The organism is Pseudomonas sp. NFIX10, assembly GCF_900111955.1.
Classification (GTDB): Bacteria; Pseudomonadota; Gammaproteobacteria; order Pseudomonadales; family Pseudomonadaceae; genus Aquipseudomonas; species Aquipseudomonas fluorescens_AA.
The window spans coordinates 1-21,753 of the sequence record NZ_FOKH01000047.1 but is presented as its reverse complement, the minus strand read 5'-3'; the positions used below and the strand labels follow the sequence as shown (position 1 = coordinate 21,753).

General features: G+C 57.7%; 12 protein-coding genes. 2 read left to right on the top strand and 10 right to left on the bottom strand.

The features are described 5' to 3' along the window. Window positions 1-119: 119 nt before the first annotated feature. On the top strand, window positions 120-392 hold the full coding sequence (locus BM321_RS28365; protein WP_003184161.1) for a hypothetical protein: 273 nt from the start codon (window positions 120-122) through the stop codon (window positions 390-392). Between the two features lie 286 nt (window positions 393-678). Here the strand turns inward: BM321_RS28365 and BM321_RS28360 are convergent, their stop codons facing one another. From BM321_RS28360 to BM321_RS28310, 10 genes are all read right to left on the bottom strand, one after another. Then, window positions 679-951, bottom strand: coding sequence for a colicin immunity domain-containing protein (locus BM321_RS28360; protein WP_092446294.1), 273 nt, complete (start codon window positions 949-951; stop codon window positions 679-681). 60 nt (window positions 952-1,011) lie between these two features. Next, window positions 1,012-1,713, bottom strand: a complete 702-nt coding sequence (locus BM321_RS28355) for a transposase (RefSeq protein ID WP_092446292.1) — start codon at window positions 1,711-1,713, stop codon at window positions 1,012-1,014. 188 nt (window positions 1,714-1,901) lie between these two features. After that, the gene (locus BM321_RS28350; protein ID WP_092446290.1) at window positions 1,902-2,294 is read right to left on the bottom strand and encodes a hypothetical protein; all 393 of its coding nucleotides are present in this window, start codon (window positions 2,292-2,294) and stop codon (window positions 1,902-1,904) included. A 166-nt stretch (window positions 2,295-2,460) separates the two neighbouring features. After that, window positions 2,461-2,892, bottom strand: coding sequence for a DUF2846 domain-containing protein (locus tag BM321_RS28345; protein WP_092446288.1), 432 nt, complete (start codon window positions 2,890-2,892; stop codon window positions 2,461-2,463). After that, window positions 2,889-3,317 carry an Sbal_3080 family lipoprotein gene (locus BM321_RS28340; RefSeq protein WP_092446287.1) on the bottom strand — a complete coding sequence of 143 codons (429 nt, stop codon included), beginning with the start codon at window positions 3,315-3,317 and terminating at the stop codon, window positions 2,889-2,891. The genes BM321_RS28345 and BM321_RS28340 overlap by 4 nt, the downstream gene beginning before the upstream one ends. Before the next feature lie 288 nt (window positions 3,318-3,605). After that, entirely contained in the window at window positions 3,606-3,989 is a 384-nt protein-coding gene (locus BM321_RS28335; RefSeq protein WP_092446285.1) for a hypothetical protein, read from the bottom strand. 413 nt (window positions 3,990-4,402) lie between these two features. Continuing rightward, window positions 4,403-4,750, bottom strand: a complete 348-nt coding sequence (locus tag BM321_RS28325) for a DUF3969 family protein (protein WP_092446284.1) — start codon at window positions 4,748-4,750, stop codon at window positions 4,403-4,405. Further along, on the bottom strand, window positions 4,751-17,632 hold the full coding sequence (locus tag BM321_RS28320; protein WP_092446282.1) for a two-partner secretion domain-containing protein: 12,882 nt from the start codon (window positions 17,630-17,632) through the stop codon (window positions 4,751-4,753). It lies immediately after the preceding gene. Window positions 17,633-17,656: 24 nt separating this feature from the next. Next, window positions 17,657-19,363 (bottom strand): ShlB/FhaC/HecB family hemolysin secretion/activation protein, encoded by a 1,707-nt coding sequence (locus BM321_RS28315; protein WP_092446280.1) that lies wholly within the window; start codon window positions 19,361-19,363, stop codon window positions 17,657-17,659. Between the two features lie 324 nt (window positions 19,364-19,687). After that, window positions 19,688-21,466, bottom strand: coding sequence for an exo-alpha-sialidase (locus BM321_RS28310; RefSeq protein WP_256573440.1), 1,779 nt, complete (start codon window positions 21,464-21,466; stop codon window positions 19,688-19,690). Window positions 21,467-21,488: 22 nt separating this feature from the next. On the opposite strand from BM321_RS28310, the gene BM321_RS28305 reads away from it, so the two are divergent. After that, window positions 21,489-21,753, top strand: a 265-nt coding sequence (locus BM321_RS28305) for a transposase (protein ID WP_139236220.1), incomplete at its 3' end; no start/stop codon positions are given.

Genomic DNA, 21,753 nt, shown 5'->3' with positions numbered 1-21,753 from the left:
GGAAAGTGGCGTCTTGTGGCTCTGGAACGGGGCGGTCTATAGTCCGTTGTCGCCCAAGAAGCGACCGGGTTTGGCGACCCGATCCACAGAGAGACTCATTAATTTTCGAGGCTCTGAATATGACCAGATACATGCCCATCACCGGCATTGATTGTACCCCCGCTACCCTGCTCATCGACACTGAGGCCCCGCTCGACGTTCTCTTCGAAACTGCCGACTATCGCATTCGCACCGTGACCCAACTGCTGGAAAACATCGCGTTTCGTTCGGATATCAGCTCCGATACGGTGGTGCTTTCTGACTTTTGCAAAATGCTGACGATAGCGTTGCGCGATGGGTGTGATGTGATGGATGTGATTGGGAGGCGGTTGCGGGCGCAGGCTGCTGAGTAATGAAAACGGGCGACCTTAGGGTCGCCCGTTTCAAACGTGTGGAGAGTACAAAATGACTGAGATTTTTACAGAATTTGACCCCGCAGAATACCTCAGTACTTCCGAGGCCATTGCGGAGTTTATAAGAGAAAAGGGGACAGATTTATTTTCCAGACCTAAATAAATCTGCCTCCTTTTTTTCCATATTCCCCAGATAACGTGGTCTACCCCCGTTACTCCTAAGAAGGTTAAATAAGTGCCATTAAAATTTATTTCCTTTCTTTATTCCCTGCGCCTATTGAACCAGCTAATCAGACACTATTTTTTGCACCAAACTCGCAACCTCAGCTCTAAGCATTTCGTCGTCAAGTTCATACTCTTCCCTTGACTCGTTTGATTCGTACATATCCGCAGCACAAAAAATACTTGATAGGCACTCACTTAACGAGGGCTCATCGAGTTGAAGAATTTTCCTGTCTCGCTCAATTTTCCAAAGTTCAATATAAGCTTCAGAGAAAATTTCGGCTGTCAGTCTTCCCGCTACAAACGATCGTGCAAACTCTAAAATAGTAAGACTCATCGCAGCACTCCACAAAAAAGGGGACCACAAAAAAGGGGACACGCAAAAAAGGGGACAGATTTATTTTCGCGGCTCAGCCCTCGGCCGCCCCTGCCCTCGCTGCTCTACCCGCACACCCACAATCCGCTCGACCTCGTCTACGAAACGGCTTGTACCCGTCAGTTGACCTCGCTGCAAAGCATCGCGGATTAATCGAAGCTGATCAGTCGGAATAGCTTGGCGCACAAACTCTTCATACCGAAGCCGCCGCTCCATCGAGGTATCACCCAAGGCCATGAAGCATGGATCAGCATCTAACCAGCCCCCACCAGACTCATCATCTACCCGGCTTCGATAGCTCGACCATGCATAGTCTGCGACGTTGGCGACCATGCGAGCGCGCACAGGATTCAATTCAATGTAACGACTACAAGCGAGCAAATATGAATCCGACTGCACCACACTGGATTTGTAACGACTTTCCCACAAGGTGCCTGAGCGCCCTTCCAATCGATTGCGATAGCGCGTCGCACGGGCAGCCAGTGCTTTCATTAATTGCCCCAATCCAGCGGCTGACTCCCCAGGAGCTAGCAACAAATGGACATGATTCGTCATCAAGCAATAGGCGTAGACCTTCACCCCGAACGCATCTTTTAGCTCGCGCAGATCAGAGAGATAGCGCTGATAATCCTCTGCCGCCGCAAACACCACCTGCCGGTTATGGCCTCGCTGCACTACGTGATGCGGGTAATTTGGTAAAACAATACGTCCCATCCTGGGCATATTTGATTCCTCCTCCATGGAAGCTTTCAGCGTAGCAAAAAATCAAATAAATCTGTCCCCTTTTCCACAATCCATTTTTTCGCAGTCGTATCAGCTAGTTAGCTGTTAAGTAAGTGCCATTCAAATCTGTCCCCTTTTCGCTTCATCCTACCTCGATGAAAACAGGAGAATGGAGATCTATTTGCAAACTAAACCACTACAACATCACCGGAATCCAAATAAATTGAATAGGCCTCATACCCACTACCACTATCAGCCTCAACGACGATCGTGTCGCCAGAATGGAATGTTATCTTCAACCCTGCGCCTTCAAACTCTTTAACCGACGCGACATCTTGTAATAAAAAGTCCAGTAAAGGCGCACTCGTATACGAATCAGAAAACTCTCGCCGCCCTAAAGTGCCCCCGACCTCATACGTCAACCCTCCTTCTATACAGAAAGAGACTTTATATGGAGGCACACCTGGGGCCACTTGCGGACGTGCAAATTCCAATTTGGTGATTGCCACCCCAAAACCAACCATTTCCAAGTAACACTCGGACAATAGCAAAAAATCAAAATCATCGGGCAATGCGTACATACGTCACCTATGTCAAACCTCAAGTTCAACGCCGAACCGGCGGTAAAGTGTCGGGGGGGAAGAGGAACATGTGTGTCGCCCTGACCCTTCCCAGGTTTTCCTGTCGCGGGGTTCATTGGTTGTTTGCCGGAGTTTTAAGGTCGCCCGTTTAGCTTGGGGAGGGCGACTACTTGACCGGTATATACGAGTATCCCTTCACCATAGCTTTCCCTTCCTCGGCGTTCCGTACCCGGACCATTTCGACCGCATGCTCCTGTGTATATTCAACGAAGTACTCTTTGCCCGGTTCGACCGGCAAGTTCAGAAATACGTTGTTGGGATGCGGATGCTGCCCGGCCGATATCTTATATAAGCCCGGGCTTACCTGCACCCAGGAATAGGTTTTGTTGTTGAGTCCTACAACCGCACTGTCGTTGATACTGAACACGCTGTCATAAAAGCTGCCTAGAAGGACCTGGGTCCGCATCATGTAAATCAGCGCCTTGCCCTGTGGTAATGGCGGCGGCTCAAAATATGGTTGACTGGAGCTGGTGTGAGCGCAGCCAACCAACATCAGTATGAGCAATAGGACCGGCATACTTTTTAATGTTGAACTCATTTATTATTCTCTAATAACTGATTAATAACAGGTGTCATTTTCTGCTCGACTGAGGCTATCTTGGAAGGATCTAAACCACCCTCGCCCGCCAAATGGTATTGCCCAAAACCTATCTGCTGATCGCCCTTGAAGAGCCGGACGCTAGCATCGGACAAGTACCGGGCAATATCCCAGGAATAAGTGGCGGTATAAGCAAGACGATACTCACAACTACTTGGAACAGGCGCGGCGTAAAACCGACTTTCGATGCCGTGCTGACGCAGCAGTGTTTGCAGGCCATCCACGAAATCACCCGTCACCACTTTCGGATTTTCTTCGATGCAGAGATGCGAGATTTTATATTGAGAGGCAACTGGCTCGACTGTGATATTGGTACAACCGGCCAATGCCAATAGAAGTCCTGTTGTGATAGCTCTGGGTAGCATGTTTGGTCCTTGGAATACGAAGCAAAAAGGGGACAGATTTATTTTCCCGACTCAACTCTCGGCCGCCCCCCGGTAAAACATTCCGGGCATATAAGGATCCTCCATCCGTGGAAGTTTTCAGCGTAGCAGAGAGTTGAAAAATAAATCTGTCCCCTTTTCCCGCGGATTTCATTACGCCCTCCTGAAAACGGATCAGAAGGTGTAAACCTTATTCAGGACGGGACAAAAAAATCAAATAAATCTGTCCCCTTTTCCAGTCACCTTTTCTCTGCACCTATAAAGTCCCCATCACCACCACCTCGGATACCCTTCAAACGCCTGTAAAATCCGCTCCTTAGCACCCTCCAACAAACCCTCTTCCCCATTAGCGGCTATTGTATTACCGGCAATATCCTTCTTAATGCAAGACCAGCTCAACTTACCATTTCCAGCATCAACAACTAGAGAAAATTCTTTATCCATATCTTCAATACGCGCCCCACATCCCCGTCTAAGCGACTCAATGAATGAGTCAAATATTGCGCACTCCACCCAGCAAGTTTTTTTTATCAAAACCGAGCAGTCAAACTTCTCAACAAACACCTCCACAGAAAACCTCATGGACGGAACTCGCTCATCAAACTCAGACACAATTATAGACACCCGAATCGGCCCTTCTATATAAATATCCACCTAGTAAGCTCCTGTATATCTGGCGTGTATTATGGCCGGGAGTTCGCCTTCTGCCCTAGGCGGTTTGAACTCTAGCTGCCAACCGTCCACGCTAATCCTCTCACCATAGGGCATTTTGGTTTTAGTAGCACTGTTAACCGCTGCCTGAAAGCTCTCCAGCTGAACCTGACTTGTTAACCGTACTGCTTCTGGAGTGTGAGTGACAGCTTTTGAGGCGGCATACTCTGCCATATGTTCCGTTGCGTTCCCGTGCACCCATACTGTTTGGCCATTAGGCAGCTTCATTTCAAAAGACTTTGGAATTACAGATCCAGGATAAACTTCTTGGGAAAAAGGGGACAGATTTATTTTCCTGACCTAAATAAATCTGTCCCCTTTTCCATCACTACTGTTACCCCAACCCGCCACTTTAATCATTTGATTTCTAAAAAATTGGAATCGGTTTCTCTAACTTTCGACTCCTTCAAAAAATCCGCAAACTTATCCAACATCATCTGCAAATTATTGTTAAATTTTGATGGTATTAAACTGAGAACGTCCTCCAACTCACAACAATCCATAAGCAACTCAGTGACTTTTGGAGAAATTCCTTTTTCCCTCAAAACCCTCGAACTTCTTGGCGAGAAAAGCAGTCGTTCAGCTTCATCCAGCGACATCACACCATTTTGCACAGAAGTCAACAGACCTATTGATAGTGCGGACAGAAACCTAGCAGACTCCTCAGCCTCAAAAACCTCCAATACTAAAGACATTTCTTTCATTTAGTTATTACTCCATCCGGGCTTAGTTTTCACATTGAAAACCTTCCCACTTTCGCTCTGAAAATAATGAACTGAGACTTTAGACCCGTCTGAAGCAAAGCCGTCCTTGTAGACCTTCGCCCACTTCCCAGGCTCAACTTTTCGCAAGTCATCTAGCACTTCCATATTATTTACTACATTTCTTGTTGTCCCACCAATTCGTTCCTTAAACCCTTCCGGGTACTGGGGGGCCTTTCTTATTGATTCATATATATTTTTTATCCCTGAATTTGCACCGTCCTCTACAACCCCATTCTTAATTCCAGTTGTACCACCCTTCCCCCCAGCAGTCGATGCGAACAAATCCGGATACAGCGCACCCAAAGCAACGTCCGTCAACAGCCCTACTACCTGCCCATTTTCAGACCGGGACTTCTCTACAATGCTGGTATTGATGGCCTGCTGGTTATTTTGTGTAGACAACCAAAGTTGTATTGAATCTGCAAAACTGGTTTTGCTGCCGGAAACCCTGACCGCCTCAAGCAGTTTCTCATTTTCAGGAATTTCAGCCACCAACTGCTGCGTGATCTTCCCGCAGTCCGTTGGGTTCTGTCGACAGAACTGCCCAAACTCCTTGTTCCGAGCAGCGTCAAGATTGTTGTAGTAGTCCCTGATGGACTGGCACTCGCTCGGCGACGTGCAAGCATTGAGCCTTTGTTCCTTTTCAACCAGTTCCGCGTGAAACAGATAGTTGAAGGTGGTTGCATTCTGAGTGATCTTAGAGGCGGTATCCAGATCGCCTCCAACCGCGGCGGCCGCCAACAACCCTGTTAGCTGCGACAGCATCACCTGCAGCTCTTGGTTTCCATTCGCAATTTTGGTCATGCCGGGAATCAGCGCTTCATTCAAACCAGCGGCGACCGCCCCCGTTTTGAAGTCACTCCCCATGGCTTCAGCCAGCAGGCCACCCATGATCGCGTGTGCAACGATTTTCTGAAATCCGCCATCTGGGAACTTGATGTTATCGCCAACCCAGTTAAACCCCGTGGCCATCGCCACACTGCCCGCCTCGCCCATCAGCGCGGCACTCAGGTTGTCACCAAAACTGCCTCCCCCAATGGCAGTTGAGATGCCGCTGGAAAGCACAGCTCGGCCCCCAGTCCGTATTGCAACGTCAGTGAAGTTATTGCTGGTCAGCAGGTTCGCCGACTTCGAACCTTGCGAGGCGGCCGCGAACCAATTTTCGTCCGCGTAATTGAGTACGCCCGCGGTAACCCCCGCAATGGCGGCCCCTTTCAGGCTATCCGCACTAAACGTTTCCTTAAATGCAGCCCCAAGATTGCCCTTGTTGTTAATGGTGCTGGTCACCGCCGTAGTTGCCAGACTGGTGGCGAAAGCCCCACCAGCGCCTGCGCTCACCACGCCCAGACCTGCCGGGCCCATAACCACGGACATCATGATCGCGATGATCAACTGCGAAGCAGGCCCCAACCCAGAGTTGCTGTACTTGAACGACTCGTGAATCTCCTTCACTTGCCGCCAATCCACGTCACCCCGTGCTTCGGCTTCTTTCAGCCAGGCCAGTTTCGGATCGGCCTTGACCATCGCATCGATGGATTGGCTGACCGTTTCCTTATTGACCTGCGTAACATCGATATGAAGCCCATCGACCGCCTTGATCATGATGCTGCCGGCGGCCACCATCTGGGTCTGGCGCAGGGTTTCGTCGGTGTTGCCCTTTCCTTTCGATGAAGTCCAGAACGCATCGCCATTGCTCTTGGTATGCGTCTCCTGGACCAGATCCTTCACACCCTCAAAGGTAATCGCCCCTCCACTCTGCACAGTCAGGTCACCCCCACTGTTCAGCTTCGCAGCCTGATACCGCTGGTCATCCCCACTGACCAACGTCAGATCACCGCCCGCAGTGATTTCACTCCCCACGTTCGTGACCTTGGTCACCTCGTCATGCTTGGTCTTCTTTTTCCCCCAGCTACCCTTTTTCTTCTTGTCATACAGCGAATAGTCACTGTCCTGCGCCGCCAGCACATCGAGGTTTTCGCCCGCCACCAGATAAGCCTCGTCCCCGGCGCTGATGCGGCTGGAGATGATGGCCATGTCTTTTCCGGCCCCCATCGTCACGTCACCGCCGGCGGTGATGGCGCTGCCGATCTGTTTGACGTGATCTTCCTGGATGGTGACTTTTTTCGTTTTGGAATAAGAGTGGGTTTCGTCAGCCGCGGAGGAGATGGTCATATTCTCCCCGGCGGTGAGTGCGACGTTGCGCTCGGCCCCGAGTTGGCTGGCGATGGCGTTGAGATCCCGGCCAGCATTCACGACCAGGTCACGACCTGCTTGGGCGCTGGAACCGAACTGCGTCACCGCGCTTTTGCGGACACCATTGTTGCTGGCACTTTCCTGTTGGGCTGAGACGATGATCGCGTCCCGGCCGGCATCGATCGTGGTGTCACGCCCACTGACCATGACGCTGCCGACACTCTTGATATCGCGTCCGGCGCCCATGTCCAGATCATTGGCAGCCTCGATACGGGCGGCGCTGTCCATGAAGTCCTGTCGCCGATTGCCGTTCGCGGTGGTCACGGTACGCTCGTTGACGACGTCCCCCATCACCGCCTTGATGTTGACGTCACGCCCGGCGAGGATCCCGCCAGCCTGGTTGGCGATGCTGTTGACCGCCAACAGGTCCAGACGATTACCGGCCTGGATCAAGCCACTGTTGACCAGGTCGTTGCCTGCGGTCGCCGACAGGTTGTTGGCGGCGCGCAGGGTGCCGACGTTATCGAGGTTTTGGCCGGCGATCAGCGTCACGTCATTACCGGCGATCAGCGCACCGGTAGGCCCGAGGCGGCCTTCGGCCTGGGCCAGGTACAACACCGGCACCAGGACTTTTTCGCCGTTTACCTCGTGCTCTTCGAGCCAGACGATGTCGTGGGTCAGCGCCGCGACTTGCTCCGAAGTCAGCGTCACGCCCACCGACAGGCCGAGCTCCTGCTTGCTGGCGATGGCGTTGTTCATCAGGTACTTGAACAAACCTTCGTCGCTAGTCTGACCGTCGATGAAACGCTGGCCGGTGCGGGCAACGACCGCTTGTTGGATCAAGCGCTGTTCGTAGAGGCCATCGCCCAGACGTTTGGCGCTTTGGTCCGGGTCGTAGCCGAGGTTTTGCAGGAGGTAGTCCGAGCTCATGAACGACTTGAGGTCGGTGAGTACGGGGTTGGTCTCGATCAGGTATTTCTGCGGATTGGTCTTGAAGGAGGTCTCCGGTACACCTTGAACGCGCACGACCGCCTGGCTGGCGGCTGGGGTATCCACCGCATTGCCCACCTGTGGAACGACCTGTGCCGTTGGGAGCAGGTTGGTACCCGTGACATTCACGGCGGCCACTTGAGTCCCGGCGCCGACGCCGCCGTTGCGACTTGGCATTGGCAGCGAGTGGCTGCCTTCAACGGGCGCGCTGACGTTGAGCGTACTGGCGCTCACGTTGCTGTCGTTGGCTTGACGAGCGATCAGGGCCAGTTGCCGATCACTGGTGCCCACCGCCGCGATAGCACCTACCTGGACATCACGAGCTTGAGCATCGGGCAGATCTTGTTGACGCTGGCGGGTGCTGATCGAGGCGCTGCCCATGCTCCAGTTTTGCGAGCCGGTGCTGGCCTGGGTGGCCTGTTGAGCCGAACCACCTTGGCCGCTCAAGCGGAACAGACCGTTTTGCCCGGAGGGCAAGGCGAAGCCAGGAAGGCTTAGCGGGTTCACCTGCTGCTGGGCGCGATCAGGTGGCAGCTGATTGTTGATCCTTACAACCGTGGTGCCGGTGCCGCTGGCCTTGGTGTCTGCAACCTTGTTGGTACCGCCACTGGCGGCGTAGTCCTCATGGATGACACTGTTCTGCAGGTCTTTGGTTGCGGTGATCGAGACGTTACCGCCGGCCTGGATAACGGCGTTACGGCTGCCGACTGTACTGGCGGCGCCGGAACTGTCTTTGACGATTTCGATGTCACTTAGAAGGTTGTACTGATCCAGGTTTGGCATCTGAAGCAGGTTGTTCGGGTCGTACTGGGATTGCGTGGTGTTTTCGAAGCCGTAGCTCAGCCCGGGCAGTACGAGGTTGTAGTCTCCACGTGTTTTGACAGTGGCCCCTGTATCGACATCTGTAAGAGCCACCACGGAAAACGATTCACCGTCTCGCCCCCCTTCCCTGTAGCGAGTCGATTTGGGGATGGCCTTGTGAATATTCCCGTCCAGATCAAGGTAATAGACATATGGGAAATCAGGGTTATTGCGCTGGTTGTAAGGCGTCAGGACGTTGGCGAAGAACCGCCCGGTACCGCCGTCACTCATACCTGCGACTTGGTACATGCGCGTGCGCTCGATGGTTCCGTTCTGCGCACCGATGTTCTGTACGTTGTCGGCCACGATGTTGATATTGCCGCCAGCGCTCACCGTACTTTTACTGTTGAGAAAGCTGCTGCCTTGGAACACGAAATCCTTGCCGGCCGTCAGCAGCGCCGAGGCACTGGTGTCGTTGTCAACACTTTCAAAGACCTCACGGGCCGCCAGCGTGAAGGTGTAATAGTCCCCTTTGCAGTCATTACATATATTGGCGATAAACCCCGAAATCAGCTTGCGCCCACCAGACGCCACCGCGCCCTCGGTACGGTTCTGGAACCCATCGGCGTTGATCGTGAATGTGCCGCCGCTCTCCATCGAGCCGGAGACGTTGTTCACGCTGGCGGCTCGTGCGGCGCCGCCATAGCCACCCATCAAAACATTCCCCAACCCGTAAAGATCACCGCTCTGGTTGGTGAAGTTGCTCACGCCCAGCGTCATGTCCGCACCGCTGAATACCAACCCGCGGTCATTGAGCAGCGAAGGGGTTTTCAATACGAGGTTCCGGGCCGAACCCAGGGTTCCGGAATTGATGAGGTTCCCGGCCTGGACGGTCAGGTTTGCGCTGGAGGTCAGACGCCCGGCATTGGTCAGTTGTCCACCGATGTTTACCGTGGTGTCGCCACCACCAGCGATGCTGGAAGCCGCGCCCAAGTTCAGTTGCGCTGCGGTCAGGTCGATGCCACCGAGGCTCGACATCCGCCCGCTGCCTCCGTAGCTCCCCCCCAACGCCAGACTGATCGAACCATCACTGGCAATCAGCCCATCGTTACTCCAATTCCCCCCGTTCCCCACCAGGCTGGTAGAAGCCAGCAACTGCCCGGTCCCGGTCTGAGTCAGGTTGTTCACGTTGACGGTCAGGCGTCCGGCCTGGATCACGCTGCTGTTGGTCCAGCTGTCGGCGGTCAGCGTCAAGCCGCCGCGGGTGACGAGGCTGCCGCCGGCGTTGGTGAGGTTGGCGGTGGAGATATCAAAGTTGCCGCTGCCCACGTGTAACAGGCTGCCGCCCTGGTTCTGGAAGTTGGCGGCGTTGAGGATCAGGCCATTGTTGGCGGTTTCCAGCGTGCCATTGCGGTTATCGAACAGGCCGCCGATCTGGAAGTTGGTCGTACCGCTGCTGCCCAAGGCACGCAACTGTCCGGTCTGGTTATCCAGGCTCGCCGCCTTGATCGCCAGGGTGCTGTCACTCTCGATAATCCCCAGGCGGTTGTTCAACGCGCCGGTGAGGTCCAAGTCGATCTGGCTGCCAGCGATCTGGCCGTCGTTGTCGCCACTGTTGTCAAAATCGTTGGCGCTGACGTTGACCTTGCCTTTGGCATAGAGGCCGCCGTTGCGGTTGTCGAAGTTGCGGGTGGTGACGGTGGCGTCGCCGGTCTGCGCGGAGATGCGCCCGCCGTAGTTGTCGAGGCCGCCGAGGGCGATCAGGTTCAGGCGCTGGGCCTGGGTGATGCCGCCCTGACGGTTGTTGTTCAGGTCGTAGCCGTTTTTCAGCACGCCGGTCAGTTGGGTGGTGAGCAGGCCTTGCAGGCTGGCGAGGACGCCGCCACGGTTGTCGACATGGCGCCCGATAATGGTCACGTCCCCGGCCTTCGCTTGGATTCGACCGCTCTGGTTATCGATGTCCGCATCGACCGTGAGGTTCAACCCTCCTTGGCTTTGCACCACACCTTTGCCGTTGGTAAGGCTGGCCGCGTCGATTTCCACGCCGCCGTTCTGGCTGTAGATCAAGCCATCGGCGTCGTTCTGCACCGCACCAGCGGTGTTCATGATGAGCTGATCATTGGCCGCGACGGTACCGCGATTGCGGTTGTCCAGGCCGCCCGTGAGCAGGGTCAGCAGGCCCTGGCTGGCGACCTGGCCGCCCTGGTTGTTGATCTGCGTGGCGCGTTCGACCCGCAGCGGGCCGGCGCTGGCGAGCTTGCCGTTGGTGTTGGTCAGGGCGCCGAGCAAGTCCAGGGTCACGGCGGCGTTACCGATCAGGTTGCCGCCGCTGTTGTCCAGGCTGGTGCCGGTGAAGCTCAAGGCTTTTTGTGCGTTGACAGTACCGCCGACGTTGCCCAGGGTCATGGCCTTCATGACCAGAATGGCGCCGCTGTCGATCAAGCCGCCTTGGGCGTTGTTCAGCAAACCGCCAGTGACGGTCAGGGTCTGGTCGCCACCGCTGGACAGAATCCCGCCCCGGTTATCCAGGCTGGCGGCGCTGACAGTGAGTTTTTTCTGGCCGACCAGGGCACCGGCAGCGCTGTTGAGCAGAGCTCCGCTGAGGGTGACGCCGACGTCTCCATTGCGGCTGGAGAGCGTGCCGTTGTTGCGGTTGTCCAGGCTGCTGCCACTGACCTGCAAGTCTTGCCATCCAGAGATCAAGCCGTTCTGGTTGACCAAGCTATCGCCCTTTAGGCTCAGGCTCTGGCTGCTGATCAGTTTGCCGCCGCTGTTATCGAGTGTCTGACCGCTGAGCGTGAAGCTCTGGCTACTGGAAATTTCGCCGCCCTGGTTGTTCAGGTTGCGCAAGCCGTTGAAGGTCAGCGGACCTTTAGCGGTGATCAGGCCATTGCGGTTGTTCAGGTCATGGCCGCCCAGGTTCAGCGCCATGGCTTGTTCGCCCAACAGACGTCCGCCGTTTTGGGTGAGCGCCGCGAGGGTCAGGTTCATATCGCCCTTGGCCGACACTTCGCCGCCGTCGCTGGAGTCCAGCGCGTTGGCAGTCAGCGTGAGGTCACCCTGGGCATTGATCAGGCCGTTGGCGCTGTTGTTGAGCGCGATGGCGTTGAGCAGCAAGGCACCACTGGCCAACACGCTGCCGCCCTGGTTGTTCAAATCGCCGCTGTTGAGCGTGAGCAATTGCGCGGCGCTGATGAGACCTTGGGCCTGGTTATCCAGTTGTCGATCGATCGCCAGGACGAGGTTGCCGCGGCTGGTGAGGACACCCCCGTTGTTGTTCAGGCTCTGGGCGTGGGCATCGACGGTTGCCGCGCCGATCATGCCTTTGACGTTGTTCAGCGCCTGGGCGATGCGCAGGGTCAGACCCTGGTTGCTGAGCAGCCGGCCGCCATCGTTGGTGAGGTTTTGCGCCGCCAGGGTGAAGGCTTGGGCGCTGGAGATTTCGCCGCCCTGGTTGTTCACACCGAGGAGGTTTTTCAGCAGCAACGTACCGGGTGCGTTGATCAGGCCGTTCTGGTTGTTGAGCTGGCCGTTGTTCAAGTCCAGGCTCAGCGAGGTGTTGCTGAATAACTGCCCGCCCTGTTGATCCAGGCCGGAAACCGAGGCAGTCAACGCGCCCTGGCTGCCGATACGGCCGCCATCCTGGTTGGTGACCTGGGTCGCCTTGAGGTTCAGCGTGCTGCCACTGTTGAGGCGTCCATTCTGGCTGTTGTCGAACGCGCCGGTGGTGACGTTGACCGCGCCCTTGCCGCTGATGTTGCCTTGCTGACGGTTGTCCAGGGCCGTGCCGCTGAGCGATAACGCGCCGTCGGTCACCAGTTCGCCGCCCTGGTTGTCGAGGCGGCCCAGGCTTTTAACGGTGAGGTTCGCCGCGCTGGACAAGCTGCCGCCGCTGTTGCTCAGGTTGGCGGCGCTGACGTCGAGGGTACCTTCGCTGCTGAGTTGGCCCTGGGTGTTGATCAGGTCGCCACTGAGGTCGATGCGCTGGTTCTGCTGGCTGACCAGATAGCCGCCGCTGTTGTCCAGGGAACTGCCGTCGAGGCTCAATTGGGTCTTGGCACTGAGCAGGCCTTTGGTCCGGTTGAGCAGCTTGTCCACGGTGAGCTTCAGGCTTTGCCCGGCGAATATTTGGCCGCTGTCGCTGTTGTCGAGGTTTTTGCTCACCAGTGTGACGCCGGCGTTACCGCTCAGCTCGCCGCCACGGTTGTCGAGGTCGTCGACGTTGAGATCCAGCACTTTTGTCGCGCCGATCAAACCGGCCTGGCGGTTGTCGAGGCGGGAGGCCTTCACTGTCAGGTCCGTGGTGCTGACCAGCGTGCCTTGACGGTTATCCAGCGCGGTGACGGTAGCGTTGAGCCCGGCTTTGCCGGCGATGCTGGCGGCACGGTTGTCCAGGCGATCAGCGTTCAACGTCAGCGCGCCGTCGGCGATCAGCGAACCGCGCTGGTTGTCGAGCAGTGCATCTACGTTCAAATCGAGCTGATCGAGACTGCTGACCAGGCCATCGCTGTTATCCAGGCTGGCGCTGTGGCTGTCCACGGACGCGGCCGAGATGATCCCTTTGGCGTTGTTCAGGGCCTGGGCTGTCCTCAGGACCAGGCCTTGATTGCTGAGCAGCTTGCCGCCGCTGTTATCGAGGTTCCGCGCCGCCAGGGTGAACGCTAGCCGGCTGGAAATTTCACCGCCCTGATTGTTGACGTCCTTGAGGTTGCTCAGCAGCAACAGGCCCGGGGCGTTGATCAGGCCGCCCTGGTTGTTCAACTGGCCCTGGTTCATGTCCAGGCTGACGCTGGTGTTGCTGAACAACTCCCCTTGCTGTTGATCCAGCCCGGTGACCGATGCGCTCAAGGCCTGGCTGCTGGCGATACGGCCGGCGGCGTTGTTCACCTGAGCGGCGGTAAGCTTGAGGGTGTTGCCCGAGGTCAGGCGGCCACCTTGACTGTTGTTGAAAGCACCAGTGCGGACCTCAGTGGCGGCGCTGCTCGAGATCAGGCCTTTCTGGCTATTGTCCAGGCTGGCGCTTTTGAGGCTCAGCCCGGCGTCGGTGCTGATGGAGCCGCCCTGGTTGATCAGCCCGCCCTGGCTGACGATGGACAACGCACCGGCGCTGCCCAGACTGCCAGCGGCGTTATCGAGGCTGCCGGCGTTGACGGTCAGTTCACCTTCACTGCTGATCAGGCCTTTGTTGTTCAACAATGCGTTGTCGAGTGTGATCACCAAAGCATTCAGGCTGCTGAGTGCGCCACCGCTGTTGTCCAGCGTACTGCCTGTGAGCGTGAGGCGGCCTTGGGCGTGGATCAGGCCCTTGGTCTGGTTGATCAGTTGCGCGACTTTCAATTCAAGCGCGCTGCCGGCAATCAGTTTGCCGCCGTCGCTGTTCTGCAGCCGTTGACCGCCGACCTTGACGTCCAGCCCTGCGGACAGTTCGCCCGCCCGGTTATCGACCTGCCCAACCTGCAAATCCAGCGCTTTTGTGGTGCCGACCAAGCCCCCGTTGCGGTTATCCAGAACACTGCCGGTCAGGCTCAGATTGCCTTGCGAGACCAGCGCGCCGCCCTGCTGTTGCAGGGTATCGATCCGCGCGGTGAGGTCGGTTTGGCTGGAGATGCGGCCAAGGGCGTTTTGCACCTCATTGGCCTTCAAGTTCAGCGGGCCGACGCTGCTCAGCAGGCCACCGCTGTTGTCCAGCCGCGTGACTTCGACACCGACGCCGGCCTTGCCGGTGATGATCCCGTTGCTGCGGTTGTCCAGTTGCGCGACCGTCAGTTGCAGCGCTTTGTCGGCGCGGATGTTGCCGCCACGGTTGTCGAGCGAATCGCTGCGCACGGTCAGCAGGTCGACCCCGGTGAGGCGACCGCCGCGGTTGTCGAGGCTACCGGTTTGCAGGCTGAGTGCGCCCTTGGCGATCACTTCGCCCTGGTTCTGGTTGTCCAGCAGGCCGCTGATGCGTGCGCTCAGGCTGCCGTCGCTGATCACCTGGCCGGCGTTGCCGTTGTTCAGGCTCGCGGCTTGGATGTCCACGACCTTGCCCGAACCGAGCACACCCTCGCGGTTGTCCAGCGCACCGCCCAGGCTGATGTTCAAGGCGTTATCGCCCAGCACCTGACCGTTGCGGTTATTCAGGGTCATCGCGTTGAGCCGGGTCAGACCGGCACTGGACACTTCGCCCTCCAGGTTGGTCAGCGTTGCGTCGACGTTCACGCTCAGGTCGGCGTCGCTGCTCAAGGTGCCGCCGCTGTTGTCCAGACTGGCGGCGCGCACGGCGAGGCCATTGGCCGAGACCAATCCTTGGGCGTTGTTCAATGCCTGGGCAATGGTCAGGTTGAGGCCCTGCTTGCTGACGACCTTGCCGGCACTGTTGTCCAGGCTGTTTGCAATCAGGCTGAAGGCCTTGTCGCTGGAGATCTCGCCGTCACGGTTGTTCACGGCGGCGAGGTTGTTCAACAGCAGCGCGCCGGGAGTGCTGATCAGCCCGCCCTGGTTGTTCAATTGCCCATGGTTGAGGTCGAGGGAAAGGCTGGTGTTGCTGACCAATTGGCCGTTCTGTTGCTCCAGCCCGGTGACGCTGGCATTCAGGGCTTTGCCACTGGCGATGCGGCCGGAGGTGTTGTTCAGCTGACCGGCCTTCAGTGCCAGCGTGTCACCGCTGATCACGCTACCGCCGAGGTTGCTCAGGGTCGCGGCGCTGTCGATGTTCAACGCACCGACGCTGGTCAACTGGCCCGCATCGTTATTGATACCGGCGGCTTTGACGCTGGCGCTGGTGTCGCTTTTGAGGCTGCCTTGGGCATTGAGCAGTTGCCCGCGCAGGTCCAGGTTCATCCCTTGCCGGGCGTAAAGCGAGCCCTGGCGGTTGTCCAGTTGCCCGGCATTGACGGCCAGGGCGCCTCGGGTGGAGATCAACCCTTGGCTCTGGTTGGTCAGGCGTTCCAGGGTCAGGCGCAGGTCGTCGTAGGCGATCAGTTTGCCGCTGTTGCCGTTGCTCAGCTCGGTGCCGGTCAGCGCCAGGGCACCCTGGCTCGACAGCTCACCACCGCGGTTATCCAACGTGCCTACGGTGAGGCTGGCAGCCTGGCTTGTGGTGACGACGCCGCTCTGACGGTTGTCCAGGCTCGCCGCGTTGAGGGTCAGCAGTCCGGCCGAAGACAGCAATCCCGCCTGATTCAGCAACTGCGCCGAAATGCTGGCGGTGAGCGCACCGTCACTGAGCAAGCGGCCTGCGGTGTTATCCATCGACGCAGCGCTGAGCTGCACGCTCTTGCTTGAAGTGATCCGGCCGCTGCGGTTGTTCACCTGGCTGCTGGCGTTGATATCCAACCCCTGCCCCGCCGCGACCAGACCCGCTACGTTGTCCAGCGAAGCAACGCGCAACGTAACGCCGTTCAAGCCGGTGAATTCGCCACTGGTGTTATTCAACTGCCCGACATTGGCCGTCAGGTTGCCGTTGCTGCTGACTGTGCCCTGGGTATTGAGCAGTGTGTTGGCGGTGATGTTCAGTGTATTGCTGCTGAGTACCCGTCCTTTACTTTGATTGTCCAGGGTCGCGGCGTTGACCGTGGTGGTCTGCCCGCCGCTCAGGGTTCCGCCCTGGTTACTCAACGTCTGCGTCACGTTGGCTGTGAGGTTACGACTGGCAACAACGCTCTGACCATTGTTATTCAGGCTCTGCGCCGTCAGGCTCACATCCCCCGCCGCGTTACGGGTGTTATCCGCGTTGACCCCGGCCTCGATAATGCCGTTGTTGCTCAACTGCCCACCCGCGTTCAGGACGATGCCGTCCCGCGCCGCGAGGGTTTGTTGGTTAGTCAGATTGCCCTGGGTTTGGGCGTTCAACGTCGTGCCGGCGTAGACCGGTCCACGGGCGTCGAGGCTGGCCGCCTTGACGTTCACAGCGCCACCGGCCGAGGTATCGACCATGCTCAAATGCCCACTGGCATCGAGCTGAATATCCCCGCCACTGGCAATCAACTTGCCATCCAGCTTCACCCCAACCCCGGCCTCGGTGCCCACCAGTTTGATCGCGCCGGCGTACATACCGCCCAGGGCCGAAGAGTCGATAGCCAGTTGCGGCTTGGCGCTGCCGTCGTCGGCGCGGGCCGTGGCGCTCAAGGTGTCGGCGTTGACGTCGTTACGCCCGGTGACGATGGTCAGGTTCTTCGCCTGAATCTCAGCGTTGATCTTGGCGCTGCGAGTGATGATTTCGAAACTGTCGACGTTGTTGGCGTTCAGGCCCGCGCCTTCGATGGCGACGCTGCCCTGGTCGACCTGATAGCGGCTCACCTGGCCGTTCTCGATGATTGGCTTGCCGGTGGTCAGGGTGGCCTTCGGGGTATTGATGAAGCCGCAGCCGTTGCAGGTAATGCCGTAGGGGTTGGCCACGATCACGCGGGCCGATTGCCCGGCCACTTCGGTGTAGCCGCGCAACTGGCTGGGGTTGCCGCCGTTGACTTCGTTGAGGATGGTGGTGGCGGCCGTGCCGTTGAGGTTCGGGTTGCCGATAATGATCCCGCCCAGTTGCGTGGACTGGGTGCGGGCGGTGGCGTTGTTGAGGATCACGCCGTTGCTGCCGACGTTGTAGTCGCTGAACTGGTTGTGAGACAGCCCACTGCCGTTGGGTTTGGCGATGTTGACGATGGGTACGCCGTTGCCTGCCTGACTGAGGCCGGTACCCGGGGCGCTGACCACAATGCCGTCGGCCTGGGCCCACATCGGTTGCCAGAACATGACGTTGGCCAGCAGGAACGCCAGGCCACGCTTGGGCATGCCCCAGAAGCGGTCACGGGCGTGCAGGGCTGCGGAAGGTTGGCGGGCCAGGAAGGCGTATTGGCGGTCGTCCATGTTCAGGTCTCGTTGCAGCAAAATTTAGAGAAATGCATCAATGCGGAAGTAGATCGGCGCTTCGCGCTCGGTCAGGGCATCCGGGCGTTCCAGGGAATGGGCGAAGGTGACACTGGCGCTCAAGTGCTCGCCGCGGGCGAACAACTCCACCGAGTTGCTCGACATGCGCCCGTGCTGGCCGCCGTTGTAGCGGTCGCCGCGAATCACGCCCTGGTCATAGCCGAGGCTGGTGCCGTATTCGGCGAACACCGGGCGCAGCCACTCCACCGCCACCGGGCGGCTCCAGCGCAGGTCGTTGCGCCAGTAGCCGCCGCTGTCGCCGGACAGTGATTGGTCCTTGTAGCCACGAATCGACGATTGACCGCCCAGGCTCATGCGCTGCGGGCTGAACAGCACGTCTTCGCTGCGCTGGCCGGTCATCAGGCTGCTGAAGCTGAAGGACTCGTCCCACAGCTTGAAAGGCTGCAGGTAGCTGGCGGTGGCGGTGTATTTGCGATAGCGCGCATCCGGCACACCAGGGCCCGGGTCGTGATCGCCCTGGGCGTCCAGGGCACCGATGCCCTCCTGCATGCCCAGGTCGAGGTTGACGAAAGCACTGCCGACTCGCCGTCCGTGGTTGATCCCGAACTGCGCCTCGCTGATGCGATTGCTGCTCTCGCGAAGCTTGCTGTCTTCGATGAAGTTATTGGTGCGCAGGTACGAAAGACCGGTGTTGAGGGAAGTCTTGCTCAGCGCATCGCGGTGGATCACCCGCTCGACCCGCACCTGATGGTTCTGGCTGTCGCCCGTCTGCTTGAAGTTGAAACCGTTGGCCGGGATTTGCGAGCGGTATTCGCTCTGGCTGTAGGTGTAGCTGACGTTCCACCAGCCCCAAGGCAGGTTGTAATAAAGCATGGCGTTGTTGGAGGTGTGCTGGTGATCGGTCATCCCATCGTGACCGCCACGCAACATCAACTGGTCGGCCAGGCCCAGCGGGCTGTCCCACTCGAAGCTGCTGCCCCACTGCTGCTCACCGGTGCTGCGCTGGCCGTCGTTGCTGCGCGACAGGCCGGCGCGCCAAGGCTTTTTCGGTTCATTGGTGACCCGCACTTCACTGCCACCGACTTCCTGGCCGGGGGTCAGCTCCATTTTGGCCTGGTTCGACGGCAGGCGATTGAGCTGATCCACCATCTGCTCGATCTCCCGCAGGTTGACCAGGTCACCGGTCTTGCCGGGAAAAGCCATCGCCAATTCACGGTCCGACAGCTTGCTGTTCTCGGCCCCCTTCAGGCCTTCGAGTCGCCCTTCCACCACCAGCACGCTCAGATGCCCACCGGACAGGTCTTGCTGCGGCAGATAGGCACGGCTGGTGACCAGCCCCTTTTCGATGTAGTGGTCGGTGATGACTTTGAGCAGTTCGTTAAGCTGCGGCACACCCAGGCATTGGCCAATGTAGGGCTTGAGCAGATGCTCGCGCTCGCTGGCGGAAAGACTGTTGGCGCCTTTGAGCTCGATGGTCTTGATGGGGAAGCAACGGGTATCGACAGGTGCGCTCGGCTGGGCCGGCTTCGCCTCCTGGCCGGGCAGGTCCTTGAGTTCCTCCAGGCGACGACGCTGCTCTTCGAGCAAACGGTTCTGGCGCTCGCGGATCAGGTCCGTCTCGCCTGGAGTGGGGGCGGCGTGAGCCAGGGTCAGCGGAGAAAGGCACAGCAAAGCCACGCACAACCTCGCCCAAAAGGCGGGTGAGGACATGTTCGATCCCTCGAATGAAAATGACATCAAAATAGTGGCGCGATATTAATGAGCCACCATTTTGACGTCAACTAAATGAATTGGGCTTTAAGGCTATTGCTGGAACCATTCATCTGAAATCGGATGGCTCCGGTACGGAGGTACGAAAGGTCCCGAGGCAGACCTGGAAACCTCCTACAAAACGGACAAGCAGCGTTCGCCGGGGGTGATTTTTGTATCGACGGGGCTTCATAAAAAACCGGACTCAAGGTCCGGTTCTTTTATGAAAGAGCTAGGCATTCGCCTCGGAAAGCACGGATACCCTGCAGGGCAGAGGGTTGACGACTACTTGCTTGCGTCCTCAACGGCTGCCGTGTTCCGAGGACCGAAAGAATATTTCAGCGCCCTTGCCTTCATGGTGCGCGGATCAGGTAAGCCTACGGTCTCTGGGCCCGCAAAGCCGGTGACACCGTTGTTGAACGTGGGATTGATCGCGTCGAACAGGAAGCTGAAACCTTGTTTCAGCGAGCTCTGGGCGATGCCGTGACACCCCATGCAACCGCCCATGGTCAGGCTTTGGGTGCTGTGGTCATAAACCGGCACCTTGATGTTCGGCTGGTTGCGCGCATTGGTCAGGGTGTTGTTATTCGGAATCGGGAATACGTTGCTCCCACGAAACAGCTGAATCCCCGGCTGGCTGCTTTCGACCATGATATTGGCCAGGTAGTAATCCGGATCGGTTTGAGTACTCGACGGGATGGCCTGCACGCCTTTGAGCCGATAGTGCTTCCAGACCGAATTATCGAACTCACTGCTGCTATCCATGAGTTGCTTGACCTGGTTGTTCACCGCCGCAACTTCGGAATAAATGGTCAGCGGTTGAACGACACGAATCGGGCCTGCCTGCCCCTCGGGGATTCCATTACTGTTGGAGTAGACGGGAGGATTGAGGTTCGAATTGGCGACTGGCCCCGCCTTCGGTAAAAAAACCGTATGGGTTTTGCTGCCGTCAGAGAAAGTGGCCGTTGGGGGATTTGTATCGGAACCGGGGTAGGCAATCTCGTTGTAATTGGCGATGTAGTAGAGTCCGCTCGGCGACTTGCCATCGGACAACGTCAGGGCATCCTCATGCTCGAACGTGGCGAATATGAAGGTCGGGTAGTTGGGCGTCTTGTGGATGATATGCAGGGCAACCAGCGCGTAGTCTTCATTGTGCGCCACCGGCGCATCGTCTTTGCCCTGGTAGGTCACCACCGTCGCTGTATGGTAGCGCCCGCGATTCTGTACCGGAATGTCTGCCAGCTTGCGCCATGCCGCCTTGACCTCCACCGCGCCGTCGGGCAGCACTACATTAGTATCCGGGAAACTGGTCAGGCCTTTCGCATATTCGTAAACGACGGGGTTCGCCTTGGCCTCGAACAGGATCTGGCTGTCGTTTGAAGGTGCATAGTCGTTTCCTGTCTTCGCCGCATTCGGCGGGTTGACCGGGAAAAATATCGCGTTCTGACCTATCTGGGTCGCCTCGTCCAGATTGTTGTAATGAGCATAGGTGGCGCCAGCCGCCAAGGGTGCCCCAGTGGGGAAATTGATGTAGCTGTATTGCGGGTCGGAACCAAACGGACGTATAGGACCGCCAGCGGAGTTTTTTTGTTTTCCCGCCGGAAACAGCTCGGTACGGTGAGCGAAGGTTTGCCACAACAAGGGATTGGGAGATTGTGAGGCCTTGCCCGAATCGGCAAAGCTGCCGGTGGGATTGCCGACGCCACGGTTAGCCGGCAACGGGGTCTTGGCCGTATTGTTCAGTGCGAAAAAACTCCGCCAGGCGAACGTCGCATAGTCGGTATGGCTAAGACCCGTTGCCAGGTCCGCAGGCAGTTGTGGGTTGTCTGCTGTCAGATCGCTCGTGGTAACGGCATAGGAAACGCCCAGCCCCGGCGCGCCCGTCAAATCCCCGGGGAACGTCTTGGAAAAATAGGGGCTCCAGTTGACTCCGTCGGTTGAAGCAAACGTATTCGTGCCACTGCTGATGAAAATGCGGTTGCCGATCATTGTTGCACGACTCAGGAGAAGCTCATTGGCGATGCCCGACAGCGTGGGAGTGTCAGAAATTTTGTGTTCGGGCATAACATGAGTAAGAGGTGCATGTATGCCAACCAAAAAGAAACCCCTGCGTGACCTGCCCAAAATCCCCAAAGAGCTGCTTGAGCAGTTTGGTGAGGGGCTGATGACAGCGGAAGCCATCGAGGACGCCTCGGCAGCGTTCAAGAAGGCCCTGATTGAACGAGCCTTGACCGCTGAACTCGGCCACCACTTGGGCTATCCCCCGGGCGCGCAGCGCCCGGAGGATGAAACTAATCAGCGCAATGGCAAGAGTGGAAAAACCGTTTTGACCGGAGATGGTCCGCTGCGGC